Source organism: Solwaraspora sp. WMMA2080, assembly GCF_027497395.1.
Taxonomy (GTDB): Bacteria; Actinomycetota; Actinomycetes; order Mycobacteriales; family Micromonosporaceae; genus Micromonospora_E.
Map to the genome: position 1 here is coordinate 5,738,902 of NZ_CP114910.1, position 25,490 is coordinate 5,764,391.

Below are 25,490 nucleotides of genomic sequence, written 5' to 3' on the forward strand. Positions count from 1 at the left end.
CGCCGCCTGAGGCGGAACACCCGTGGTGGCCGGGACCTTGGTCCCGACCACCACGGGACGTCCGTCGGCGCCGCCAGCGCTCCGTTCGGTGTGGTCAGAGTCCGGCTGCGGCGTCGTACCGGCGGCGCAGATCGGCCATCTCCGGTTCGGCCAGAGCCTCCTTCATCGCCAGCTCCGCGTACTTCGGTGGGAACATCTGCCGCAGCCGGTCGACGAACATGACCTCGGCGGTGGCCTCGACCACCTGGATACCGGGTGGCTCGGTGGACAGGTCCATGATCACCGGACCGGCGAGCTTCGGAGCGACGTCCCAGGGGCGGTCGGGTCCGGCGACCCCGCAGAGGTGGAAGCCGTAGACGGTCCGTACGTCGGCGAGTGTGTCGACGTCGGTCGGCTCGTGGCCGTAGACGTGGACCCCGCAGATCACCGCCGGTGCCCGTCCGTCGCCGTCGGCCGCCTGCACGATGTGATCGGCGTGGTTGTGCTGCCCCGGGTCCGCCTGTTCAAGCGTGGCGCGCATCCGGGTCATGATCTGTCCGCGCAGATCCGCCGGTGCCAGGTCGGGGTCGGCCGAGTCGGCCAGTACGACCACGCTGAACGAACTCGCCAGCAGGATCACCGCCACCCAGGCGAAGCGGTTTCGGTACCACCTGGCGAATCTCTCCCGGGGAACCATGGCTACTTCTCACCTCGTCGCCGAATCCGATGCCTTGGCAGACCAGAGTGGATGTTGCTGACGGACAGCCTGTCGGGCGGTGCGGCACGGGTGTCTGCCAGGTGCCGCGCTGCCGACGCTGCGATGCTCCCGGCTGGCCGTTCTCAGCGCGGTTGCCCCCACGCTGCGGCGATGTGAGTCATTTCAGCACGAGTGGACAGATTCGGCAACATCGATGCTGGTGTGGTTGTAGGGGATACCCAAGAGGTGCGTGGTGTTCGAGGAGTATCCACGTGATGCTCCGTGCACGAGGGGCGGCGAACCGGGTGTGTACCGGGTTCTGGGGTTGGAGGTCGTCCGAGGTCGCATCACCGAAGGAGGCTCATCGTGAGATTGACCCGCTCAGTCAAGGTGGCGCTCGCAGTGGCAACCGGCTTGGCGCTGACCTTGGCGATAAGTCCATCGACCGCGTCGGCGGCCGTCGGCACGGGATCGGCGGCACCTGCCGCCGGTACCTCGCAGGCGACCTGGCATCTGTCCGACTATGAGCAGCGTGTCTGCCTTCCGGCTGGCGAATCCAATTTCACGTACTTCGTTGGATTCGTCGCTGGCTCGTGGTCATCGCCCCTGCACGTCGACATGCACGGTCTACCCGAGGGTACGGACTACGGCCTGCCGCATCCGATCGCGCCTGGACGCCGATCCGCCCCGGCGGCGGATCGGCTTTCCCTGCCCTGCTCCGCAGGAGTTCCGTTTCCTCCCGGCCGCAACGCCGGAGTATCCACGGAAGGAATCCGATGACGTCAATGATCCGGCTGACGCCCCACGCCCAGGCCATCAGCAGCCCGGTGCTGCTGGACGAGCCGTAGATGCTGTAGAAGGCACCCTGCTTGTTGCTGCGTCCGGTGCCTTCCTGGCCGACGGAGAACGGGTCGAAGCTGATCACGGCGGCACCGGCGGACCGGATGGTGGCGGTGTCCGCGCCGAAACCGCCGTAGACGATGACGGCCGGGTGGGGTCCGGATCCGCTGGGCAGTTGGACGCTGGCCGAGAAGCTGGAGCTGCGGCCGTTGTGCGAGACGTTCACCGTGATGTTGGAACTGGTCATGGTGCCGGTGACGGTGGCCGGCTTCGCTGGCTTGTCACCGTAGACGTACCGTTCGGCCTGTTCCCGGATCTCGGCCCGCCGGCATACCCACTCGGCCTTGGTGGTGATCCGCGAACCGTCGATTTTTAGGACCGGATCTGGAAGTCGGGAGCTGGGCTGAAGGAACCTGGATTGGGTACGAGGCAGTCGGCGCCCTCATCCTCGACATTCGAGGCGAAGGCGAGGGCACCGTCGGCGGCGTCGGCGGCGCGGGTTCCCGCCAGTACTGTCATGGCTCCAGCGACCGCGAGGGCTGCTGTGGAGAGCATGACGACCGCCGAACGGATCTTCGAGCGGCCCGAGCTGATGATCACCAGGGCTCTCCCTTCCGGCTAGGTGACGGCTGCGACATCAATCGAAGTTCGCGGATGTCGCGGCGATAAGTTTCGAACAATCTAACGAAACAGATCAATGGGCGGCGGGGGTGCTGGCCGGTCGGACCACAGGAAGCAGGGCGCCTCCCGGGCAGTCCAACAATGTCCTGCCTGGGAGGCGCCCCTTGGCCGCCGCTCCGTCCCCACGGCCGGCGGCTGACCCGACCTACCGGACGTTGATCACCATCCGCCGGAAGGAGTACAGGTTGGGCGACCCGTTGTCACGTACCTGCAGGATGATGTGGATGCTCTGCCCGCCAGCGTTCGACGGGATCTGCACCGTGGCCGAGGTGCCAGAGCTGTTGCTGATCGACACGCTGCCGTTGTACGAGCTGGGCTCGTCGTAGTACGACCACGTGTACGCCAGCGAGTTGCCGTCCGGGTCGCTGGAGCCGGCTGCGCTGAGGTTCACACTGGAGCCAGCGGAGGCGGGCATCTCCAGGACATCCTTGGTGGTGTCACCGTTGAGCACGGCGATCGGATGGTGGTTGGCGCCGGAGTAGCTGCTGGTGATGCTCCAGTCCATCCGGGCCGCGAAGTCGTTGTGAATGGCGGTGCTCCACCGGTTGATCGAGCTGCCACCCTCCGACGCGTCGGTGTACATGTAGTAGGGGTCGAACGACGGCTCGTGGTCGAGCCGACCGCTGCAGGACATACCACGTACAGCGGACCTTTCGGCTGGGCCGAACCGACCGCCGAAGCCGCCCCAGTCCACGTGGTCCGGATCGGTCAGCCCGTTCGCGATCTGGTGCAGGAACGCCGGGGTGTCACCCTCGGTCGCCCACTGCCTGTCCGGGTACTGCGCCCCCAGCGGACCGTGGTTCTGGACGTTGGAGTCCAACCAACCGTCCGACGGCTGCCAGCTGTACACCAGGTTCTTTGCGCGGATGTAGACGAGGTTCGGGTAGTTTTTCGTCAGCCACGCGCCAGCATCGTCCTGACCGAGGATGTCGTACACCCGGAGCTTGCTGATGAACCGGTTGACCTCTGCCTGGCTGCGAGTGTTCTGTACCTTCCAGACCGCTTGCGCCAAAGTGTTGCCGCCACCCCAGAAGTTGACCCAAACCGGCCGGGGATCGTCCCGGTCCACCGCAGCGATGATCAGCTCCGAGCCGGGGGTGTCCCTACCCGAACCGACCGCGTCCATGCCGTAGCCGGTCTGACCCAGCTTCGAGATGGACTGCAGGTACGACAGGCTCGGGTATCCGTCGGCGTGCCGTTGCAGGTTGGACAGTACCTGGCCGTACGCGTTCAGTCGGGGATTGAGCAGGTTGTTCATGTTGGAGGAGCTCTGCGTCGGCCGCCAGCAACTGGTGCTGCCGATGATGCCTTCCAGGTCCACCTCGTTGGCCATCACCAGCATACGAACGAGCGACTGCAGGTCGTCCGGGTCAGCCCCCAGGTCGGTCGTGTTGATGACCCGCGGCTTCGAGGACGCGGCTCGTACCGATACCGACTTGGCGAGGGAGTTGGTGCGGCCGTCGTTGTCGGTGACGGTGACGGTGACGGTGTAGGTGCCCGCGGCGGAGTACTGGTGGGTGGTGACTGCGCCGGTCTTGACGGTGCCGTTGCCGTAGTCGGTGCGGTAGGCAGTGATAGTGCCGTCGAGGTCAAAGGATGCGGTGGCGTCGACGGTGATGGTGTCGCCCGGTTTGGGGTTGGTCGGGGTGATGGTGAAGGCGGCCACTGGGTCGCCGGGGTTGCTGGCGCGGGCGACTTTGATGGCGTTGACCTTTGCGTTCTCGACGTTGGATACGAATTGGATGTTGATGGTGCCGTCGCCGACTGCCACGGAGCTCTGGGTGGTATAGGCGGTGTCCGCGCCGACTCGGGCGAAGATGTCGAGGTCGCTGACCTGTTCGGCGTCCTCCATGAGGACGTCGAAGCTCCGGAGGCCGGCTGCGGTGTGGTAGACCTCGGCGAAGTAGAGGGTGACGGTGTAGTAGCCGTTCGGCACTGCGGCTGAGTAGCTGAAGTTGCCGTAGCGTTCGCTCTGGAAGAGAGCGTCGTCGGTAGTGCCGTTGATGGAGTCGCTGACGGTGTAGGTGGAGCCGCCGGAGAAGCCGGTGTCGGCAGCGAAGGCGGTGCCGTCCGAGCTGGTGAAGGCGCTGCCGCCAGCGTTGATGGCGAAGACCGTCTGAGTGGGTGGTGCGGTGGTGGGTGGTGCGGTGGTGGGTGGTGCGGTGGTGGGTGGTGCGGTGGTGGGGGTGGTGGAGCCGGTGCAGACGGTGCCGTTCAGGGTGAACGAGGTGGGTTTCGGGTTGTTGTTGGTCCAGGCTCCGTTGAACCCTGGGCTGACGGTGCCGTTGGTGGGAATGTTGCCGTTGTACGAGGCGTTTCTGACGGTCACGTTGCTGCCGGACTGGCTGACCGAGCCGTTCCAGAGCTGAGTGATTGTCTGGCCTGCGGGGAAGGTGAACTGGAGTGTCCAGCCGGAGATCGGGTCGCCGAGGTTGGTGATGTCGATGGTCGCGCCGAAGCCGCCGGACCACTGGCTGGTGATGTTGTAGTTGACCCGGCAACCGGCTGCGGCGCTGGCTTGAGTGGCGACGGCGACTGTCGCGGTGGAAGCCACGACGAGCGCGGTCGCGGCCAGCGCGCTACGTCGGAGTCCGGACAGTCGAGTTCTCTTGTGGTGGGCAAGCCTCATCGGGCTTCCTCTCTGCCACCCTAATCAGGAGAACGGGCGGCGAACAGCGCAGCTGGACCTGAGCTGAGCGCATTGCTGCCAGAATGTGAATGGACATCTCGCCGGCTGTCGCCCCAGCTGCGGGTATGAAGGACGAAAGTCTCCGCGGCCGTTGCCCTCGGCCACAGAACGAGCAGCGTCCCCGGTCTCCCGAAAGCCATATATACATTCATCGTCGCAGATGTGAATCGCGACTGCAAGGGTAGTCGTCACTGAATATCTATTCTATGCCCGTTGGGCGCGCTGTTTCGCCTTGATTGGCGTCGGTGTTTGTGGGTGCTCGGCCGGGCTGACGCTTTCCAGTGGGCGCTGCGCATGCGACAGCGAGCGTCGTTGCGGTGACCGCGCGACGCCGCGATGGGCGTAGCTGAGGGCGTGGGCCTGCTTTTCGCCGGGTGGCCGGCGTGCTACTGCTGGCCTTTGCCCTCAGCTACGTCGTCGAGGGACGGGTGCGTCCGTCGCCGTTGCCCTCGGCCACGGAACATCAGCGCTTCTGGGCTCCCGGCGCGTGTTGTCCACACCTCATCATGCCAGTAGGGGCCGGGCGCTGCAAGGAAAGTCGGTTATGAATACCCGCTCGACGAGGGTGCGACATCGGTTGACTGCGGCGGTAGGCAATCTTGTCGACCTGCCAGACTTACCAGTTTCGCTGGCCTCGGCGAAACAAAATCGAATGAGCTACCGGGAAGTAGGTCGATCTGGGGTGTCAACCAGAAGCTGGGCGACCGTGAGGTCGGTGATGAGCACATTGACGTGCTTGCCGAGCAGCGCGCCGCGGATGGCGGCGAGCTTGTTCCTCCCGCCAGCGACGGCGACTCTCCGGGGAATCGTCTGCAACTCTGTGGGACTGATGCCAAGGATTCGGTCGCCGAGCGGGGTGTGCACGGCCTGACCTACGGCGTCGTAGAACCGCAGACAGACATCCCCTACGGCACCGCCGGCGCGTAGGGCCGCCTGGTCAGGCTCCGCGAGGGCGTTGCCGCTCTCGAGTAGCAGTGGCGAGGGCTCGAGGCTGCCGATGCCGACCAGTGCCATCGTCAGCTTCGGCCAGGTCTGCAGCACTTCCGCGACAGTGGGATCCCGCAACAACGCCTCGCGAGCAGCCTCGGTGCCGAGCATCGCCGGCGCCGGCATGAAAAGTGGCTCGGCTCCGGTCATCGCCGCGAATCGGCTCATCAGCAGGTTTGCGCGTACCTGCACGCGAGGATTCCCGACGCCACCGACGATCTGGACGACCTGATCAACGACGCGGGCGCGGGACGGACGCATCCGTTCGACAGCGGCCAGCAGAGTCGCGCTCCACGAGGAGATGCCGACCCGGTCACCGCCGGTGAGGGTGGTCTCCAGGTAGTCGGCTGCCGCCGCGCCCAGAGCTGGGAGCAGGTCATCCACACTCGAGGCATCGACCACCACGGCCTCATGCAGGTCGTACTGCTGCTCGACAGCCTCCTCCAAGTCGGTGTGGACACCGGCCGGCAGCGACACGATCGTCCGGACGATGCCAATCTCAGTGGCTCGTTTGAGCAGCCTGGACACACGTGCCTGCGAGATGTGCAACTCATCGGCGATGCTGGTCTGCCGCATGTTTCGTTCGTGGTACATGCGGGCGACCTTCGCGACAAGCCGAACCTGGTCGTCGCTGTATGCCGCTCGTGGTTTCGTGCCGACGACATCCTCCTCAGCTGCGGCTTGGTGGCTACCCTCTGGCACTTGCCCGAGGGCCGGTTGGCCGATCCCTGCCGATCGTAGCGCCCGCCTTCCGGTCGGCAGACGCACGCGCAGAACACTCGGAACCCCGTGCGGGTCAGCGTCGAAGCGCCCGGTGGGCCGCGTCGACGATGCCGGCGGGAGAGATCCCGAAGTGCTCCAGCAGCCACCGGGCCGAACCGGTGGGCGCGAACACGCCGGGGACGCCGACGAACCTGACCGGAACCGGATGGTGCTGCACAACGGTCTCCGCGACCGCTCCGCCCAGGCCACCCGTGGTCAGCGCCTCTTCGACGGTGACGATCGCGCCGGTGTCCCGTGCCGCCGCGACGACGGCGTCGACGTCGAGCGGCTTGACGGTCGGCATCGACAGCACCCGAGCCTCGATGTCAAGCCGACTCAGCAGGCCGGCGGACTCCATCGCCGCGGACACGACGGTTCCGTTGGCGATGATCGTGACGTCGGTTCCTTCGCGGAGCCGGACCGCCTGCCCGGCCACGAAGCGGTAGTTCTCGGCGTTGACCGCAGCGACTCCCATCCGACTGACCCGGATGAAGACCGGCCCGGGATGTCCGGCCGCCCAGCGGACCGCCTGTCCGGTCTCGGCGGGGTCGCTGGGCACGATGACCGTGAGATTGGGTATGGCACGGAGCCAGGCCAGGTCCTCGATCGAGTGGTGGGTGGGTCCCAGTTCGCCGTACGCCATGCCCGGGCTCATCCCGCACAGGTTCAGGTTGTGGTTGGAGTACGCGGCGTCGACCTTGATCTGCTCGAGCGCGCGGGCGGTGAGGAAGCACGAGGCGGCCGAGACGAATGGTATCTTCCCGCCGTTGGCCAGGCCGGCGGCAACGCCCACCATGTCCTGCTCGGCGATGCCGACGTTGATCAGCCGGTCAGGAAATCTGCTGCCGAACTCGCTCAGCTTGCTGGAACCCACCGAGTCGTTGACCACCGCGACGATCCGTGGATCGGTTGCTGCGAGCTCGACGAGGGTCGCCGCGTAGGCGTCGCGGCAGTCGTGCAGGACCTGATCGGTCGTCAAGGCGCTCACTCTGTCTCCAACTCAGCGAGGGCGGTGGCAACCTGGTCGGCGTCGGGGACCTTGTGGTGCCAGGCGACCTCGTCGCTCATAAAGGTGATCGGATGGCCCTTCACCGTGTGGGCGATCACGAACGTGGGTTTGCCGTCGGCCGGGGCGCGGGTGAGCACGTCGAGCAGCGCGCCGTGGTCGTGTCCGTCTACCTCGACCGGCTGCCAACCGAACGCACGGATCTTGTCCGCGAGCGGCTCCAGCTCGTTGGTGTCGGCGACCCGGGCACCCTGCTGCAGCCGGTTGCGGTCGACAATCGCGGTGAGGCGCTCCAACCGGTGGTGTGCGGCGGCCATCATCGCCTCCCAGTTGGAGCCTTCCTGCAACTCGCCGTCGCCGAGGACGACGAAGGTGCGTCGACGGGAACCGTCGAGCTTGCCGGCCAGGGCGGTGCCGACCGCGATCGGCAGACCGTGCCCGAGCGGGCCGGTGTTGGCCTCGACACCGCGGACCTTGGTCCGGTCGGGATGTCCGTTGAGCTTCGACAGCGGCTGCAGGAACGTGTCCAGGGCGACAGGGTCGAGCAGACCGGCGGCGGCCAGCGTGGCGTAGAGTGCGCCGGCCGCGTGACCCTTGGACAGGATGAGCCGATCTCGCTCGGGATCATCCAGTCGGTCTGCGGAGATCTCCAGCACGTGCAGATAGAGGGTGGCCAGGATGTCGATGACACTGAACTCGCCACCGACATGCCCCAGCCCGGCCGCGTTGATCATGCTGATGTCGCGTCGCCGGATGAGCCGGGCGCCTTCCCGGATGTGCGCGATGATCGCTTCCCGGCCGGCCCCGGGGCCGATCCGACCGAGAACCGGCAGCGCCGAGTTGTCGGGGGCAGCGACCGGTGCCGCGTTCATCGGTCTACCGCCATCGATCGCAACAGGGCGTCCTGCACCAGGCGTTGCGCGGTGAGTGCGTCCTGGCGGTGCTGCGCCTCGCGTAGTGCCTGAATGTCGAGCAGGTCCAGACCTCGGTGCACCGCTTTGAGGAAGCGGATGGACAGCCGGGCCGCCTCGACGCTGTCCTCCCGGAATGGGAACTGGTCGAGCTGCCAGACGCCTTCCCAGTTGTTCACCCGCAGGGTGTAGAAGAACTCGAAGATCTCGGTGAGGTGAACGGTGCCGACCACCAGGTCGTCGTCCCAGCCGCGGAGGTTGTCGTTGACGTCCATCCCGTAGAGCCGGCCGTGGTCGATGAGCAGCTGAGCGGCGTCGGCGGGCGATTCTCCGCCGTACAGTGAGTGACCGAAGTCGAGCAGGACCCCGACGTTGTCCAAGCCGATCTGCTGGATGCCCAGCAGCGAACGGGCGGCGGAGTCCCAGGTCATGTGCACCCGGGGCTCGCGTGGCTTGTACTCGATGGCGAACTTCAGGTCGGGATGAGCGCCAGCGAGCTCGCGCATGCCGTCGACGGCCAGTGCCCAGAGCTGCCGGTGGTCCACCTGGAACGGGTAGTCCCAGCCGTCCTGACCAGGCCAGATCTTGACGTAGTCGGCGCCGAGCTCGCGGACGACTCCGGCCGCCTCGTGCATGAGGTCGAGCGCGGTGGACCGTACCGCCGGGTCCGGGTTGGTGAAGGCGCCCTTGCTGAACCTGCGCAGGTAGATCTCCGGCGTGATGCCGATGGCGGCCAGGCCGGCCTCGGCAAGCGCGTCCTTCACCTCGGACAGACCGACTCCCGCAGTGAACGGGTAGTTCAGATCGACCACGGACAGCTCACCGACCTCGCCCGCCCGGGCTATTGCTTCCAGGGTGGTGACAGCGGGCCCGGCGGGGTCGGCCAGCGTCGTCGCTCGTCAGCTAACCGGAGGTCCGGTACGGTGGCAGGCGAATTCTGCGGCCCCTCGACAACGCCAACGGCGGAGCGGCCGACTGCACCTGGGCTCAACCGGCGCCGAAGCAGACGAACGCGGCGGCCGTCGCATGCCGGGCCCCGACCGCACCGTCCGGGTCCGCGGCGAACGCCCGCTGTGCCCGGGCCAGCGCCACCGCCGGAGCATGCCCGGCCAGCATCTCGCGGTGCAACTCCAGCATCAGCGCGGTGGTCAGCTCGCCCGGCACCGGCAGCACCGTCGCGATCAGACAGCGGGCGCCCAGCGCCAGCAGCACCGCGGTGAAGCCCATCACCTCGTCGCCGGGGCGGACCCCGGCCAGCCCGGAATCACAGGCCGACAACACCACGCAACCGGGCGGACTGATGATCCGCTCCAGTTCGTACGCGGTCAATGGTCCGTCTGCCAGCTCCAGTGTGGAGAACAGCGGGTTGTCCGCCCGGAACCGCCCGTGCGCGGCGATGTGGGCCAGTCGCGCGCCGTTGAGTGCCCCGGTTACCGCGTCGGCGGTGGCAGCGGCCCCGGTGAGCGTGCGGGAGCCGGGCAGCACCGCGCTGAGCTGCCGTACCTCGGTCTCGGCAGCCGGTAGTCGCGGCCCGGCCACCAGCACCGCCGGCCCGCCGGCCGGCTGCGCCCCAGCCGCCGGTCCGCCGGCCGGCTGCGGATCCACCCCGCCGGACCGCCGGCCGGCGGACCGCAGCCACGCCGTCGCCGATGGCGCCACCGTCACCGCCCGGCCCGCACAGGTCGGCAGACCCGACCACGGTACGGCGTGCAGGTCGCCGATCGGCACGATCACCAGCGGACGGTCGGCGATCAGGTCGCGTACCGGATCGAACAGTTGCCGGTCCAGTGCGCCGGCAGTGTGCCGTACCCCGGTCCGGGCGTCGGCGCTGTCGCCGGTGGTGACCAGCCGGCGCAACCCGAACCGGTGCAGCCGGGTCACCCGTACCGCGTCGGTCAACGACCCGAGGTCGTGCAGCGTCGGTCGGCCGTCGTGGACCAGCACCGCGAGCAGCCGCTCGCCGTGCGCCACCAGTTCCAGCAGTACGGCGGCGCCGAGCGCCGCAGCGAGGTCGGTGACCCCGGGCGGCGCGAGCAGTTCGCCGCCACCGTTGACCCCTCGGGCCAGCTCCCGGATCCGCTGCTCCAGCCGGGCCTGACTGCCGCGTAGCGTCTGCACCGGGTTGCCGGCCAACAACGCGTCCTCGAGTGCCGCGCTGACCATCCGCAGCTCGGTCAGCGCGGTGGCCAGGTCCGGATCCGGTGGCGGTGAGACCCGCCGCATCCGTAGCGCGTTGGCCCGCCACCGTTCCGCCCAGGTGAACACCTGCGCCGGTGCGCCCCGCTGGATGGCGATGTCCAGGCCTTCGGCGGCCAGCTCCTTACCGTACGTCCCGCTGTTGGCCCGCAGTTCGGTCGCGCCGAGCGAGGCGCGGTGTCCGTCGAGTACCGCTAGACCGTGGCGCAGCGCACGGGCCGCCCCGGACTCGTCGCCGGCCAGCCGGTGGCGCAACGCCAGGGCGTACCACCCCTGGGCGCGGCGGGGTGCGGTGCCCCGCCGCCGGGCGTCCGCGGCGACCTCCATCAGTTCGACCGCCCGGCTGTGCCGGCCCAGCGTGGTGGCCAGCCGGGCGGCCTCGATCCTGCTGGTGAGGGCGGGTCCGGGCCAGCCGGTGGCGTCGAGCTGGTCGGCGGTACGGATCATCGCGGCGAGCAGCGCGGGGGACCGGGTGCCCCGGGCGTACCCGGCCCGCAGCTCGACGTGTCGGGCGAGGGTGGCCCAGGCCCGCCGGCCCTGCCGTCGGAACCGGCTACGTGCCGCCCCGGCGGTGTCGGCCGCGGTGGCCAGGTCGCCGGCGAGCAGCGCGGCCCGCGCCTGGGCGAGCAGCGCCTCGGCCAGGTCCGAGGCCATCCCGAGCCGGCGCAGCTCGGTCACGGCGGTCTCGGCCACCGTGACCGCCTCGTCGATCAGCGGTACGGACAGCAACAGCTCGAAGCGGTCCAGCAGCAGCGCGGGGCGGGGCACTGCGAGCCGGCGGTACTCGTTGTCGACCTCGGCGAAGCAGTGCAGCGCGCCGGCCACGTCGCCGCGTTGCCCGGTGGCGATGCCGCTGTTCCACCGGGCGTCGGCGGCGGCCAGGTCCAGCCCGAGCTGACTGAAGATGGCCGCGGCGCGGTTCAGGTCGTCGTCGGTGTCGGCATCGAGATGGGCGTTGAGGTGGGCGTTGAGCAGCCCCCGGTTGTTGCGGGCGCGCGCCTCCAGCAGGAGGTCGCCCTCACGGCGGGCGATCTCCACCGCCTGGTCGTAGTCGCGGACCGCCTCGTCGAACCGGCCCCGGTAGTGCAGCACCACGCCGCGCTGCATCCGGGCCCGGCCGGCGTCGGCGCCGGTCAGCTGCGGCAGGGCCAGGGTGACGACCCGCAGCGCGGCAGTGGTCCGGCCGGCGCTGGCCAGGACGTAGCCGAGGCTCATCCGGGCCAGCGCCCGAAGCCGGGCGTCGTCCCCAGCCCGCACCGCCCGGTGCAGGTGGCGTGCCGCGCCGGTTAGGTCGTTGAGCTCGCGTAACGCCAGGCCGATGGCGCGTTCCGCAGTGGATCGGGCGCGGGCGTCCGGCGCGTCGGCAAGCACCCGGTGGGCGATCGAGATGGCCTCGTGTGGGTAGCGCTGGACGGTGTCCAGGGCCCGCTGTGCCAGGTCGACACCGGAATCGGTGCGTTCGGTCACGAGACAGAGAATTCCCCACCCGTGCACCCCGGGTCAACGGCGGCACCCGGGCGCCAGTCATTTAATTGACACATAACTATCCTTTGAAATAATCGTGTCGGTCCCGTAACCTTCTGTGGTCGCCCTCGTGGTGCCGGCCCCGTCTCCCACCCGCTTGGAGGGTCAGGTGTCGTCCGACCACCGTCACCCCGTGCCGGGTCTCCCCGGGCAGGTCTCCCGCCGGCAGCTGATGGGGTGGTCCGCGCTGGCGGCCGCGCTGCTGCCCCTCGGCCCGGCGACCAACTGGTCGCACCCGACCGGCCAGGCCGGCGCGCCAGGGCCCGCCGACCGGTCCCTCGACCAGAGCTACCAACGGGCGTTCCTGGAGATCCTGGCCGCCCACCCGGCGGTACGGCGGTACACCGCGGCAGCCGGCAAGGAGTTCCTCTACCGTCCCCGGCAGCTACTGGTCGCCCCGGCCGACGTCGAGCGGGTGACGGCCCGGCTGCGCGCCGATGGCCACCAGGTCACCGAGGACGACGGGTTCGCCCAAGTCGGCCGGCTGTGCTTCGACCGGGAGACCGACGTCCCGGCCGTGGTCGACAAGCTCCGCGACCCGCGCCAGTGGCCCGGCGGGCGGGCCCCGCAGGTGCAGCCGCACCACGTCCTGCTCGGCTTCGGCAACATCATGGGCAACCCCGGCGGGCCACCACGGGTAGCGGCCGCGCTTCCACCGCCGGATCCGGCCCGGCTCGGTGAAGGGGCCGACGTCACGGTCGGTGTCTGCGACACCGGCATCTGGCGGCTCGCCGGCGACGTGCACCCGGACTGGCTCGGCGGCAGCTACCTGCCGGAGCCCGACGACGAGGACCCGCTGTACCTCGGCGGCACCCAACTGGCCCTGCAGGGCGGGCACGGCACCTTCGTCGCCGGTGTCGTACGGCAGGCCGCCCCCGGTGTACGGGTCGACCCGGAGTCGGCACTGGACGCCAACGGCATCGGCGACGAGGAGAGCCTGATCGCCGCGATCGGCCGGCTCGGTCCGCAGGTGTCGGTCATCAACCTCTCCCTCGGCTACTTCACGCAGCACGACCAGCCGCCGTTGCCGCTGGCCAACGCCGTCGCCGCGCTGCCCAAGACGACGGCGGTGGTCGCCGCCGCCGGCAACGCCGGCACCCGCCGTCCGTCCTGGCCGGCGGCGCTGCCGGGTGTGCTGGCCGTCGCCGCCCTCGACGCGACCGACGGCGTCCCGGTGCCGGCTGACTACAGCAACTACGGCTCGTGGGTGGACGCCAGCGCGTACGGCGACCGCACCAGCACGTACGTCGACGGGGAGATGGTCCTGCCCGGCCAACCGGTGCTGCACTTCGACGGCTTCGCCGCCTGGGCCGGCACCTCCTTCGCCACCGGCCACGTCTCCGGTCGGCTCGCCGCCCTGATGACCGGCACCGGGCTGGACGCGGCGGCCGCCGCGGCGGTGCTGACCTCCGGCCCGGCCTGGCACCCCGACTACGGCGTGCTGGTCGAATGAGCAGCCCCGACGCCGTCCCCGACCCACCGCCGGCTACCGACCCAGCGCCGGCTACCGTCCCCGACCTGGTTTCCGCTGCCGCCGCCGGCGACGAGACCGCCTGGTCCGCGCTGGTCCACCGGTACGGCCCGCTGGTAGCGGCGGTGATCCGCAGCCACGGGCTCGACCACGCCGACGCCGCCGACGTCAACCAGACCGTCTGGCTGCGGCTGGTCGAGCACCTCGGCCGGCTGCGCGAGGCACACGCTCTGCCCGCGTGGCTGGTGACCACCACCCGACGGGAGTGTCACCGAATGCTGCGGCTCGGCCGGCGTACGCAGCCGTTCGACCCGTACGACGAGTCGACCGACGCGCATGTCGGTGTCTTCCGGCTGGTCGACCCGACGACGCCCGACGAGGATCTGCTCCGGGACGAGCGGTGCCAGGCGCTGCGTGACGCGCTCGCCGAGTTGCCGCCGCGCTGCCGGGAACTACTCACGCTACTCGTCGCCGACCCGCCGGCCAGCTACCGTGAGATCGGCGAGCAACTCGGCATGCCCACTGGAAGTGTCGGCCCGACCCAGGCCCGATGCTTGGCGAAGCTGCGCAACTGCCCAGCCCTCGCCCCGTACGTCAGGATCGGCCCGCCCGGGGGGCAGCAGGGGAACGGAGGTGAACGTGATGCGGCAGTGGCCACCAAACAGTGACGACGAGCTGCTGATCGAGCTGGGTGCCGCCCTGCGCGACTCCGGACCGGTGCCGGAGCACTTCCTGGCCGCGGCACTGGCCGCGTTCAGCTGGCGGACCGTCGACGCCGAGCTGGCGGTCGCCGAGCTGGTCTTCGACTCGGCCTGTGACCTCGATCCGGCCGGATCGACCCGGTCCGGCGGTACCGACCGGACGCTGACCTTCCGTTCCGGCCCGGTGGTCCTCGCCATCGAGGTCACCGCGACCGGGGTGGTGGGGCAGCTCTCTCCGGCCGCGACGGGCCGGCTCAGCGCCCGGTCGGCCGCCGGGCAGTACGAGGACGTCCAGGTGGACGAGGCCGGGTTCTTCTCGATGGGCGTACCGCCGACCGGCCCGGTGCAGCTGCGGGCCAGCACCGCGACGTACAAGGTCCGGACCTGCTGGGTCAGTCTTCGCTGAGCCAGCAGATCCGGAACCTCGTCGGGACGGAGGTCACGGGTCCCGGACGCCACCTCCGTCCCTGCCCTGCGAGGTGGCTAACGGTCCTGCTTGCTGACGGTCACGTCGTAGCGCACACCACCCAGGTCGGCCCGGTCGGAGCCGTCGACGTCCGGGCCGAACTGCGTCACCAGTACGGCGATCGGCTTATCGACCGGGTTGGTGGCGGTGAACAGCAGTCGCATGGTCAGCCGCTCGTTGCCCCGGAGCATCAGGTTGTCCAGACTGGCCTGGCCCGGTTCGACGATCTCGACCCGGTTACGGCCCGCCTCCCGGATGCCCTTGCCGGCCATGCCGCCCTCGACCCAGCGGGCGAACAACGTCGGCCCGAGATCCACCACGAGCCGCCCGCCAGCGGCCTGCAGTGGTGCACCTTCCGCGCTGAAGACCACGCTGTTGCGGGTCGGCTCCCGCAGGACGTTGCCGATCGCGAATGGCCGGACCTCGGTCTGCCCACTGGTCGACAGCGCCACCGAGTCGACGTTGCGCCAGGCGATGTTGTTGTTGTTCCGGGTGTTCACACTGTTGCTCGGACCTTCGAAGGCCATCGGGTCGTTGGGGGAGACCCAGCGGGCGAGCAGACAGAAGTGCCCCGGGCCGGGGACACCGTTCCAGGGAATGGTGACGGTGGTGACACCGGCGTAGACCGGCACCGACATCCAGCCGATCTCGGTCCAGTGGGTGGGCCAGGTCGCGCCGCCACCCGGCGTGGTCCGGTAGACGTGGATCTCACCCTGCTCCATGCCGCCGGAACCGTACGGTCCGGGGTTGCGCAGCTTGATGAAGATGTAGTTGGTCTGCCCGACGATCGGGTTCTGGCTGGTCGAGCACTCGACGGCGGTGGGGCAGACCTTGATGTCGGGGCTCGCCCAGATCGGGTTCAGGCCGTGCGGCTGAATCCCGACGTCCGACGGATGGTCCTTCATGAAGACGTCGACGGGTGCGGCGGTTGCACCGCTGCCGGTCGAGCGGTCCAGCGCCGCCGCCGTGGCCGAGCTGACCGGCAGCAGCAGTGCTACGGCGGCAGCGGTTACCAGGGCGAGCGTTGATCGACGTACGCGTTGCGTCAGTCGCGTGGACAAGGTTCCTCCCGAGGTAGGGGTGTGGAAGGCGGACCGTGACGGTCACGGTCGCGCGGGGCGGATACCTCTACCGAGAGAGATTGATGGACAGAAATACCTTTGGCGGGGTGGCGGGATCGGCAGATGGCGAAAATTGCGGCGTCTGGCGTCCGGTGTCGAGTTCTGGGTTCTTTGGAGATCTGGTCAGCTGGTTCTCATCAGAACAGGCGCCACTGCTGCCGGGGTGCGTTGATGCAGTCCCACAGCAGCCACGGGGTGCCGTCCCGCGTATCGGGTCCGCGCACGTCGACGCAGCGGCTGGCGAACAGGCTATGGATCTGCTGCGGCGCACTCGACGGGGCGACCACCACGGCAGGGCTGGGCGTGCTGGCGGCATTCGGCACAGCTGCTCGCCACGGGCCGGTGACGGCCGGACACAGTATGACAGACAATGAAGGCCGCTGACTGGAATCGCCCTGGTCAGCGGCCTTGTCGTGCAGGTCGAGGGTTCTTCAGCAAGTGTGCCCCCGGCAGGATTCGAACCTGCGCTCCCGCCTCCGGAGGGCGGTGCTCTATCCCCTGAGCTACGGGGGCTCAGCGACCCAGGAAGATTAGCAAACCCAGCACCGGGTCGCCGAATCGGTATCCGCCGTGTCCGGTCCCGCCGGCGCGGTGGTCCGGTCGCCGGCCGGGACGCGGGAGTTGCTCAGGCTGACCGGGTCGGGCGGGCGCAGCTCGGCAGCAGGTGCGTGACGATGGTCCGAGGCAGTCGGCGGGGCAGCTCGGAGCTGGCCCAGGAGCCGTCCACGACGAGATGCGCCCCGCGCCGGTCCGGTCCGCACAGCCGCAGCAGGAACTCGCGCGGCAGCGGCGGATCGATCGACGGCGTCAGGATCATGAACCGGATCTGGCCGCGTACCGAGGCGGCCGACAGCACGTCCGCAGCCGGGGTGGTGCCGTGCAACCGGGTCCGACCGAGCCACCACAGGTCCGTCCGGTGCTCCCGGGCCGCGCGCAGCACCGTCGGGTAGACCCGCTCCACCCACTCGTTGACCGCGTCGACGCAGAGCCCGCAGGCGCGTTCCTCCGGCCGCCGGGGCGCCAGCCCCCATGCGTCCAGGTAGTGGCCGACGTCGGCCGGGCTCAGCGTCAGCCCGAACCGTCGCTCGATCAGCGTCGCGACCGTACGACGGCTCCACAGCTCGTCGTCCAGCGCGTGGTCCTCCGGCCATCGGCCCCGCAACAGGCCGATCAGGTCGAGTTCCTGCTCCGGTGTCAGCCCGCCAGCGTCACCGGTGGGTGATCCGCGACGGCGGGCCGCCACCGCGCCGTCACCGCCGAGCGTGTGCCGTCGGCACCAGCTCGTGATCGATCTCCGAGTATCGCTAAGAAGTGCCCCCACGCTAGGACCAACGAGGCTGTATCAGGACGGTAGCGATATGTGCCTAGAAAACGTCTGAGACGGTAGAGTCCGGCAAAGTATGCGAAGTCATGGTATAGCGGCATGGAACGGGCAAGGCTGGAGGTGGCGGGGTACCACGGGATAAAGGCGGATACGACGCCGCCCGCCCCGGCAGAGACCGGGACGGGCGGGGCGGTGCCGGTAAGCACAGGGCCGCCGTCGGGCGGTGCGGTGTCAGCCGCCGACCTGGGACTGCAGGGTACGGATCAGCTCGATCTCCTTCTGCTGGCCGCTCACCATCGACTCGGCCAGCCAGCGCACATCCTCGTCGTCGGAGAGCTCGAGCACCCCGTCGGCCATGTGAATGCCGCCCAGGTGGTGGGTGAGCATCAGCGACAGGTACAGCCGGTCCACCTCGGCACCGGTGGCCGCCCTCAGCTCGGCCCGCTGCGCGTCGGTGGCCATCCCCGGCATCAGACCGTCGACCACCGCCCACTCGCCGGTGGTTTCCATCCAGTCCATCCGGGGCTGGGTGCCGGTCGGCTCCAGGCCCCACTCACGTAGCCAGGTCTGCATCATGCCGATCTGGCTCTGCTGGGTCAGCGCGATGTCGCTGGCGAGGGTCCGCACCGCCGGGTTCTCGCTGCGCTCCAGCACGATCATCGACATCTCCACGGCCTGCGCGTGGTGGGTCGACATGTCCCGGGCGAACCCGGCCTCCGGCGAGGCGTCGCCGGGACGCAGCAGACCGGGGGTGAGCAGGCCGGCGGCGTACCCGAGCAGGAGACCGACCACGACGGCTGCGGCCAGCCACGCGGTGCCGAACCGGCCACGGCGGCTGGTTTCGGCCGCATCGCCACCGGGCGTCGGCGGATCGGTCGGCTCCCCGCCGGCCGGGTCCGCCGGCCGGGGCTGCGTCGACGGCCCGTCGACCGGGTCCCGCTCGGTGTCGGCCATCGCGTCCGTTTCCGTCCTGGCGGTCACGATCCGGCGCCGCCGTCCATCTGCTGCTCCTGGGCGCCGATGTCACGTGGGGTGGTGCCGGTGGCGGTGATCCCACCCGAGCAGGTGGCACCCGGCTCGACGGTGGCGTTCTGTCGCAGCGCCCGGATGAACTCGTCGATCCGCAGGTCGTCGACGTCGTCGACGGCGAGCTGGTAGCCCCACGCCTGCAGCGAGACCGTCGACTCCAGGCCCTCGAACGGGCTCATCAGGGTGTACTCGTTGCCCTGGATCTTGCTGGCCAGCGTCTCGACCTGGTCGGCGGGCAGACCTTCCTGGTAGGTGAGCCAGACCGCGCCGTGCTCCAGGCTGTGCACGGCGTGCTCGTTGGCGATCGGCGCGTCGTAGACGTCGCCCATGCAGTTCTGCCAGTTCGGGTTGTGGCTGCTGCCGACCGGCGGCTGGATCTCGTACTCCAGCGGGCCCCACTCGTGCGACTGCTTGCCGGCCATCGGGTCCAGCGCCGCCGGGTTGGCCTCCCGGTAGTTGACCAGGTCGGTGATCTCCGAGGCGCGGTCCTGCCACGACCGGGCCTCCTGGGAGACCGCGTAGGCCCCGTACCCGATGATCGCGGTGGCCAGTACCCCGACGCCGACCATCAGCGCGATCGGACCCCAGTTGCGCTCCTGGGTGACCTTGACCGGTTTGACCGGCTTGCGGCCGCCCTTGCCGGCCTTGCCACTGGTCTTGCCGCTGGTCTTGCCGCCGGTGGTCCGGGTGGCCGTGGCACCACCGCCCCGGCCGCTCGCCGACTTGCCCTTCGCCGGCTTGCCCGCAGCCTTATCGTCGGTCCGGGGCTTGCCGCCGGCCGCCGGCTTGCCGGTGCTGACCACGGAGGGGTTGCGGTTGTCGCCACCCTGGGTGCTGATGCTCATGGTGTGGTGCCTCGTCAGGTCGGTCGGTCAAGGGGCATTCAGCGGGGACACAGCAGGTGAGGGTCGCCGCCAAGGCCACGAGTCTACCCCCGGTAACATGCTTTGGTGACTCCCGCCAATCTCGCTGAGCTCGTCCGCGCCGCGGCCCGGTCGGTCTTCGTCGACCGTGACCTCGATCTATCTTTACTCCCCGACGTGGTCACCGTCGAGCGTCCGCGCAACCCAGACCACGGCGACTACGCCTCGAACCTGGCGTTGCAACTGGCGAAGCGAGTCGGCACCGCCCCACGTGAGCTGGCCGCCGCGCTGGCCGCCGCGCTCAGCGAGGCCGACGGGATCGCCTCGGTGGAGATCGCCGGGCCGGGCTTCCTGAACATCCGACTCGACTCGGCCGCCGCCGGGGCGCTGGCCCGCACCGTGGTCCTGGCCGGCCGGGAGTACGGCCACAGCACCCGCCTGACCGGCCGCCGGCTCAACCTGGAGTTCGTCTCGGCCAACCCGACCGGCCCGGTGCACCTCGGTGGCACCCGCTGGGCGGCCGTCGGTGACGCGCTCGCCCGGATCCTGCGGGCCACCGGGGCCGACGTCGGCACCGAGTACTACTTCAACGACGCCGGCTCCCAGATCGACCGGTTCGCCAACTCACTGCTCGCCGCCGCGCGGGGCGAGGCGGCGCCCGAGGACGGGTACGGCGGGGCGTACATCGCCGACATCGCCGGTGCCGTGGCCGCCAAACACCCCGAGGTCCGTGACCTCGACGACGACGCCGCCCGGGAGCTGTTCCGGGTCGAGGGCGTGGCGTTGATGTTCGACGAGATCAAGGCGTCGCTGGCCGGGTTCGGGGTGCACTTCGACACGTACTTCAACGAGAAGGACCTGCACGCCCGGGGCGAGCTGGAGCTGGCGTTGACCCGGCTGGGCGAGCAGGGGCGCACCTACCAGCGCGACGGCGCGACCTGGCTGCGCAGCACCGACTTCGGCGACGACAAGGACCGGGTGCTGCGCAAGTCCAACGGCGAATGGACCTACTTCGCCGCCGACTGCGCCTACTACCTGGACAAGCGGGAGCGCGGCTTCGACCAGGTCGTGATCATGCTCGGTGCCGACCACCACGGCTACATCGGCCGGCTGCGGGCGATGGCGGCCTGCTTCGGCGACGACCCGGATCAGACCCTGGAGATCCTGATCGGGCAGCTGGTGAACCTGGTGCGCGAGGGGACGCCGGTGCGGATGTCCAAGCGGGCCGGCACCGTGGTCACCCTGGAGGACCTGGTCGAGGCGATCGGCGTCGACGCCGCCCGGTACGCACTGGCCCGCTACTCGTCCGACTCGCCGATCGACATCGACGTGGAGCGGTGGACCCGGGCCAAGAACGACAACCCGGTCTTCTACGTGCAGTACGTGGCCGCCCGGACCGCCAGTGTGGCCCGCAACGCGGCCGAGGTAGGGCTGCAGCGGGGCGGGCCGGACGACTTCCGGCCCGAGCTGCTCGACCATGAGAAGGAGAACGAGCTGCTCAAGGCGCTCGGCGAGTTCCCCGCCGTGGTCGCCTCCGCCGCTGAGCTGCGTGAGCCGCACCGGATCGCCCGCTACCTTGAGGAGCTGGCCGGGGCGTACCACCGGTTCTACGACAAGTGCCGGATCATGCCGCTCGGCGACGAGGAGATCACCGACCGGCACCGGGCCCGGCTGTGGCTCAACGACGCCACCCGTACGGTGATCGCCAACGGCCTGGACCTGCTCGGCGTCTCGGCGCCCGAGCGGATGTGACCCCGGCCGACGTACCCAGACCCAGATCCATCCACGACGAAGGACGGTAGCGCCGTGCGCGCACACGAGGCCGGGGCCCTGCACGGTGACCTCGGCAGCCGGGGGCCGGGCTGGCTGCGTACCCCGGATGACGTCAACACCCTGCTGCCGCAGCTGTGGCCGCGGACGGTGACCCGGGCGGACGCCGGGTCGATCACCGTCGGCGGCCGGGACGTGCGGGACCTGGCCGCCGAGTACGGCACCCCGGCGTACCTGCTCGACGAGGACGACCTGCGGGCCCGCTGCCGCGACTTCCGGGCCGCCTTCGCCGGCCAGGACGTCTACTACGCCGGCAAGGCGTTCCTGTGCCGGGCGGTGGTGCGGATCATCGCCGAGGAGGGCCTGCACCTGGATGTCTGCACCGGCGGTGAGCTGGCCGTCGCGTTGTCGGCCGGGATGCCGCCGGAGCGGATCGGCCTGCACGGCAACAACAAGAGCGTCGCCGAGCTGACCCGGGCCCTCGACGCCGGGGTGGGCCGGATCATCGTCGACTCGTTCGACGAGATCGACCGGCTGACCACGCTGGCCCGTGACCGGGGGGTCCGGCCGAAGGTGCTGGTCCGGGTCACCGTCGGGGTCGAGGCGCACACCCACGAGTTCATCGCCACCGCCCACGAGGACCAGAAGTTCGGCTTCTCGCTGGCCGGCGGGGCGGCGTTCGAGGCGGCCGCCCGGATCCTCGACGAGGGTGTGCTGGAGCTGCGCGGGCTGCACTCGCACATCGGTTCGCAGATCTTCGACGCCGGCGGGTTCGAGGTGTCCGCCCGGCGGGTGCTGGCGCTGCAGGCGCAGATCCGCGACGCGCGCGGCGTCGAGCTGCCCGAGCTGGATCTCGGCGGCGGGTTCGGGATCGCCTACACCACCCAGGACGACCCGGCGCCGGCCCACGACCTGGCCAAGCGGATGAACAAGATCGTCGACAGTGAGTGTGAGGCGTTGCAGCTCGCCGTGCCGCACCTGTCGGTCGAGCCGGGCCGGGCGATCATCGGCCCGGCGGTGTTCACCCTCTACCAGGTCGGCACCGTCAAGGACGTCGACGGCATCCGCAGCTACGTCAGCGTCGACGGCGGGATGAGCGACAACATCCGTACCGCCCTCTACGACGCCTCCTACTCGGCGACGGTCGCCTCCCGGGCGTCGACCGCGGCGCCGATCCTCGCCCGCGTCGTGGGAAAGCATTGTGAGTCCGGGGACATCGTGGTGAAGGATGAATTCCTGCCCGCCGACGTGCAGCCGGGAGATCTTCTCGCGGTGCCGGGCACGGGGGCGTACTGCCGGAGCATGGCGAGCAACTACAACCATGTGCCCCGGCCGCCGGTTATCGCGGTCCGCGACGGAGCGGCCCGGGTGATCGTCCGTCGGGAGACCGAGGCCGATCTGCTGGCACTGGACGTGGGATAGCGCCGCAGGCGGCGGGACGACGTGGATAGCGCGCGCGGCGCGCGGTCGCGAGGTATGGGGTGAGCATGGGTAAGCCGGTACGGCTGGCGTTGCTGGGCTGCGGCACGGTGGGCTCCGAGGTGGTGCGGCTGCTGCACGAGCAGGCTGCCGACCTCGCCGCCCGGGTCGGGGCGCCGATCGAGATCGCCGGGATCGCGGTCCGCCGGCCCAACCGGGCCCGTGGTGACCTGCCGGTCGACCCGGCGCTGTTCACCACCGACGCGTTGGGCCTGGTCAAACGGGACGACGTCGACGTGGTGGTCGAGGTGGTAGGCGGCATCGAACCTGCCCGGACCTGGCTGGTGGAGGCGCTGCGCAGCGGCAAGAGCGCGGTCACCGCCAACAAGGCGCTGCTCGCCGAGGACGGCGGTACCCTGCACGACGCCGCCGCCGAGGGCGGTGCAGACCTGTTCTACGAGGCGTCGGTGGCCGGCGCCATCCCGCTGCTGCGCCCGCTGCGCGATTCGCTGCACGGCGACTCGATCACCCGGGTCACCGGCATCGTCAACGGCACCACCAACTTCATCCTCTCCGCGATGGACGCCACTGGGGCCGGGTTCACCGAGGCGTTGGAGGAGGCGACCGCCCTCGGGTACGCCGAGGCCGACCCGACCGCCGACGTGGAGGGGTTCGACGCCGCCGCGAAGGCCGCCATCCTGGCCTCGCTGGCCTTCCACACCCGGGTCGGCGCCGACGACGTGCACCGCGAGGGGATCACCGAGGTCAGCGCCGCCGACATGGCCAGTGCCAAGGCGATGGGCTGCACGATCAAACTGCTCTGCATCGCCGAGCGGGGCCCGGGCGCCGACGGCGCCGAGTCGGTCAGCGTCCGGGTGCACCCGGCAATGATCCCGCGCAGCCACCCGCTGGCCAGCGTCGGTGACGCGTTCAACGCGGTCTTCGTCGAGGCGGTCGCGGCCGGTCAGTTGATGTTCTACGGCCGGGGCGCCGGTGGGGCGCCGACCGCCAGCGCGGTGCTCGGCGACATCGTCGCGGTGGCCCGCAACCGGCTCGCCGGGGTGCACACGGCCAGCGAGTCCGCCTACGCCGACCTGCCGATCCGCCCGATGGGGGAGGCGGTCACCCGCTACCACATCAGCCTCGACGTGGCCGACCGGGCCGGGGTGCTGGCCGCCGTCGCCGGGGTGTTCGCCCGGCACGATGTGTCGATCGCCACCGTTCGCCAGTCCGGCCGGGACAACGACGCCAGCCTGGTGATCGTCACCCACCGGGCACCGGACGCCGCCCTCGCGGCCACCGTCGAGGAGCTGCGCGGCCTGGACGTCGTCCGTTCCATCGCCAGCGTGCTGCGGGTCGAGGGCGGCCAGTAGCCGCCGGTACGCTGTGCCGGCGCGAACCGAGGAGGTTGTCATGTGGCGGGGCCTGATCGAGGCGTACCGGGACCGGTTGCCGGTCACCGACGCCACGCCGGTGATCACCCTCTACGAGGGCAACACGCCGCTGCTGCCGGCGCCGGTGCTCTCCGCCCGGGTCGGTGCCGACGTCTACCTCAAGGTCGAGGGGGCCAACCCGACCGGGTCGTTCAAGGACCGGGGCATGACGATGGCGGTCTCCAAGGCGGTCGAGGAGGGCAACAAGGCGATCATCTGCGCCTCGACCGGCAACACCAGCGCGTCGGCCGCCGCGTACGCCGCCCGCGCCGGCCTGACCTGCGCGGTGCTCGTGCCGCAGGGCAAGATCGCGCTCGGCAAGCTCGCCCAGGCGCTGGTGCACGGGGCCCGCCTGCTGCAGGTCGACGGCAACTTTGACGACTGCCTGTCGATGGCGGCCAAGCTGGCCCAGGACTACCCGGTAGCGCTGGTCAACTCGGTGAACATCTTCCGGCTGCACGGGCAGAAGACCGCCGCGTTCGAGATCGTCGCCGGGCTCGGCGACGCCCCGGACATCCACTGCCTTCCGGTCGGCAACGCCGGCAACATCAGCGCCTACTGGATGGGTTACCTGGAGGACGTCGAGGCCGGCAACGCCACCCGCGTCCCGAAGATGTACGGCTTCCAGGCGTCGGGTGCCGCCCCGATCGTCTCTGGCGAGGTGGTCCGCCAGCCGTCGACGATCGCCACCGCGATCCGGATCGGCAACCCGGCGAGCTGGACCAAGGCGCTCGACGCCCGGGACGCCTCGGGGGGTCTGATCGACGCGGTCACCGACCGGGACATCCTGGCGGCGTACCGGCTGCTGGCCCGGGAGGTCGGGGTCTTCGTCGAGCTGGCCAGCGCGGCCAGCGTCGCCGGGCTGCTGCAGGCCGCCGCCGCCGGCAAGGTACCGGCCGGTGCCACCGTGGTCTGCACGGTCACCGGGCACGGTCTGAAGGACCCGGAGTGGGCGATCTCCACCGCTCCGGCACCGACCACCATCGGCAACGATCCGCTACTCGCGGCCCGCGCCCTCGACCTGGCCTGACGACGTCGCCGGTCGGGTGTGACGCGGCTCGACCTGAGGCGTGTCGGTTTCGGCCAGGTCGGCTTCTGCGGCGTCGACCAGCAGCCGGGTCGCGACGGCTACGGTACGCAGCTCGTCGGTGTCCAGTCGGGCCAACAGCCGTGCCTGGCGGTCGGTGCCGGCGGTGACGATCCGGTCCATCAGCTGCCGCCCGTCGTCGGTCAGCTCGATCCGGCGGACCCGCCGGTCCCGGGGGTCCTCCCGGCGGCCGACCAGCCGGTGGGCCGCGAGCCGGTCGACGATCCCGCTGACCGTGGCCATCCGTACCCCGAGCACCTGGCTGAGCTCCTGTCCCGAGGCGCTGCCACGCAGGTAGAGCAGTAGCAGTATCTTCAGCTGCGGCACGGTGAGCTGTGAGTCGAACAGCGGGTCGGAACGGTCGGAGGCGAACAGGACCTGCAGCCGGCGGCTGGTCACCACGATCTGGTCGATCAGTTCGTCCCGCTGGGCCACCTGCGCTCCCTCTGGTCCGGCACGGTGGTGGGCCGGCCGCCCGCCGTGCGCAGACGATATCCCAACAACTTCGCGTGACGCTAACTGTTAGCCTTGGCC

At 70.0% G+C, this 25,490-nt stretch carries 22 protein-coding genes and 1 tRNA gene; 7 read left to right on the forward strand and 16 right to left on the reverse strand.

Annotated features, from left to right (window positions below; genetic code table 11):
* Positions 1-94 precede the first annotated feature (94 nt).
* The 9 genes from O7543_RS26355 to O7543_RS26395 all read right to left on the reverse strand — a co-directional run bounded on the left by O7543_RS26355 (position 95) and on the right by O7543_RS26395 (position 12,215).
* Positions 95-676, reverse strand: a complete 582-nt coding sequence (locus tag O7543_RS26355) for a hypothetical protein (protein ID WP_281551400.1) — start codon at positions 674-676, stop codon at positions 95-97.
* A 562-nt stretch (positions 677-1,238) separates the two neighbouring features.
* On the reverse strand, positions 1,239-1,763 hold the full coding sequence (locus tag O7543_RS26360; protein WP_281551399.1) for a hypothetical protein: 525 nt from the start codon (positions 1,761-1,763) through the stop codon (positions 1,239-1,241).
* A 125-nt stretch (positions 1,764-1,888) separates the two neighbouring features.
* Positions 1,889-2,116, reverse strand: a complete 228-nt coding sequence (locus O7543_RS26365; protein ID WP_281551398.1) for a hypothetical protein — start codon at positions 2,114-2,116, stop codon at positions 1,889-1,891.
* A 226-nt stretch (positions 2,117-2,342) separates the two neighbouring features.
* Positions 2,343-4,826, reverse strand: a complete 2,484-nt coding sequence (locus tag O7543_RS26370) for a nucleoside hydrolase-like domain-containing protein (RefSeq protein WP_281551397.1) — start codon at positions 4,824-4,826, stop codon at positions 2,343-2,345.
* A gap of 717 nt (positions 4,827-5,543) precedes the next feature.
* Entirely contained in the window at positions 5,544-6,449 is a 906-nt protein-coding gene (locus O7543_RS26375) for a sugar-binding domain-containing protein (RefSeq protein WP_281551396.1), read from the reverse strand.
* Between the two features lie 220 nt (positions 6,450-6,669).
* Positions 6,670-7,614, reverse strand: coding sequence for a transketolase C-terminal domain-containing protein (locus tag O7543_RS26380; RefSeq protein WP_281567281.1), 945 nt, complete (start codon positions 7,612-7,614; stop codon positions 6,670-6,672).
* A 5-nt stretch (positions 7,615-7,619) separates the two neighbouring features.
* Positions 7,620-8,513, reverse strand: a complete 894-nt coding sequence (locus O7543_RS26385) for a transketolase (RefSeq protein ID WP_281551394.1) — start codon at positions 8,511-8,513, stop codon at positions 7,620-7,622.
* Entirely contained in the window at positions 8,510-9,364 is an 855-nt protein-coding gene (locus tag O7543_RS26390; protein ID WP_281551393.1) for a TIM barrel protein, read from the reverse strand. Before O7543_RS26390 ends, O7543_RS26385 begins: the two co-directional genes overlap by 4 nt.
* A gap of 175 nt (positions 9,365-9,539) precedes the next feature.
* Positions 9,540-12,215: a CHAT domain-containing tetratricopeptide repeat protein gene (locus O7543_RS26395; protein ID WP_281551392.1), complete on the reverse strand. Its 2,676-nt coding sequence runs from the start codon at positions 12,213-12,215 to the stop codon at positions 9,540-9,542.
* A gap of 190 nt (positions 12,216-12,405) precedes the next feature.
* On the opposite strand from O7543_RS26395, the gene O7543_RS26400 reads away from it, so the two are divergent.
* Genes O7543_RS26400 through O7543_RS26410 form a run of 3 tightly spaced genes read left to right on the forward strand, consistent with a single transcriptional unit; the run spans position 12,406 to position 14,850 of the window.
* Complete coding sequence (locus O7543_RS26400; protein ID WP_281551391.1) at positions 12,406-13,725, forward strand: S8/S53 family peptidase; 1,320 nt, start codon at positions 12,406-12,408, stop codon at positions 13,723-13,725.
* Positions 13,722-14,411, forward strand: coding sequence for a sigma-70 family RNA polymerase sigma factor (locus tag O7543_RS26405; protein WP_281551390.1), 690 nt, complete (start codon positions 13,722-13,724; stop codon positions 14,409-14,411). Before O7543_RS26400 ends, O7543_RS26405 begins: the two co-directional genes overlap by 4 nt.
* Positions 14,386-14,850 (forward strand): hypothetical protein, encoded by a 465-nt coding sequence (locus O7543_RS26410; protein ID WP_281551389.1) that lies wholly within the window; start codon positions 14,386-14,388, stop codon positions 14,848-14,850. Before O7543_RS26405 ends, O7543_RS26410 begins: the two co-directional genes overlap by 26 nt.
* A 77-nt stretch (positions 14,851-14,927) precedes the next feature.
* Here O7543_RS26410 and O7543_RS26415 read toward each other — a convergent pair whose 3' ends face one another.
* From O7543_RS26415 to O7543_RS26440, 6 genes are all read right to left on the reverse strand, one after another.
* Positions 14,928-15,971, reverse strand: a complete 1,044-nt coding sequence (locus O7543_RS26415) for a hypothetical protein (RefSeq protein WP_281551388.1) — start codon at positions 15,969-15,971, stop codon at positions 14,928-14,930.
* Positions 15,972-16,168: 197 nt separating this feature from the next.
* The gene (locus O7543_RS26420) at positions 16,169-16,402 is read right to left on the reverse strand and encodes a hypothetical protein (RefSeq protein ID WP_281551387.1); all 234 of its coding nucleotides are present in this window, start codon (positions 16,400-16,402) and stop codon (positions 16,169-16,171) included.
* A 70-nt stretch (positions 16,403-16,472) separates the two neighbouring features.
* Positions 16,473-16,544 (reverse strand) — tRNA-Arg (locus tag O7543_RS26425).
* 112 nt (positions 16,545-16,656) lie between these two features.
* Entirely contained in the window at positions 16,657-17,352 is a 696-nt protein-coding gene (locus tag O7543_RS26430; protein ID WP_348650045.1) for a winged helix-turn-helix domain-containing protein, read from the reverse strand.
* A gap of 234 nt (positions 17,353-17,586) precedes the next feature.
* Complete coding sequence (locus O7543_RS26435) at positions 17,587-18,336, reverse strand: DUF305 domain-containing protein (protein WP_281551385.1); 750 nt, start codon at positions 18,334-18,336, stop codon at positions 17,587-17,589.
* Complete coding sequence (locus O7543_RS26440) at positions 18,333-19,229, reverse strand: DUF3105 domain-containing protein (RefSeq protein WP_281551384.1); 897 nt, start codon at positions 19,227-19,229, stop codon at positions 18,333-18,335. The genes O7543_RS26435 and O7543_RS26440 overlap by 4 nt, the downstream gene beginning before the upstream one ends.
* Before the next feature lie 105 nt (positions 19,230-19,334).
* Between O7543_RS26440 and argS the strand changes: the two genes are divergently transcribed.
* The 4 genes from argS to thrC all read left to right on the forward strand — a co-directional run bounded on the left by argS (position 19,335) and on the right by thrC (position 24,899).
* Positions 19,335-20,999, forward strand: coding sequence for an arginine--tRNA ligase (gene argS / locus O7543_RS26445; RefSeq protein ID WP_281551383.1), 1,665 nt, complete (start codon positions 19,335-19,337; stop codon positions 20,997-20,999).
* Between the two features lie 54 nt (positions 21,000-21,053).
* Complete coding sequence (lysA, locus tag O7543_RS26450) at positions 21,054-22,439, forward strand: diaminopimelate decarboxylase (RefSeq protein ID WP_281551382.1); 1,386 nt, start codon at positions 21,054-21,056, stop codon at positions 22,437-22,439.
* A 65-nt stretch (positions 22,440-22,504) separates the two neighbouring features.
* Positions 22,505-23,809 (forward strand): homoserine dehydrogenase, encoded by a 1,305-nt coding sequence (locus tag O7543_RS26455; RefSeq protein ID WP_281555690.1) that lies wholly within the window; start codon positions 22,505-22,507, stop codon positions 23,807-23,809.
* Between the two features lie 40 nt (positions 23,810-23,849).
* Positions 23,850-24,899 (forward strand): threonine synthase, encoded by a 1,050-nt coding sequence (gene thrC, locus O7543_RS26460; protein WP_281551381.1) that lies wholly within the window; start codon positions 23,850-23,852, stop codon positions 24,897-24,899.
* On the opposite strand, the gene O7543_RS26465 is transcribed toward thrC, so the two are convergent.
* A complete protein-coding gene (locus O7543_RS26465; RefSeq protein ID WP_281551380.1) occupies positions 24,867-25,391 on the reverse strand; it encodes a MarR family transcriptional regulator in 525 nt (174 codons plus the stop codon). The two genes, thrC and O7543_RS26465, sit on opposite strands and share 33 nt — an antisense overlap.
* Positions 25,392-25,490 lie beyond the last annotated feature (99 nt).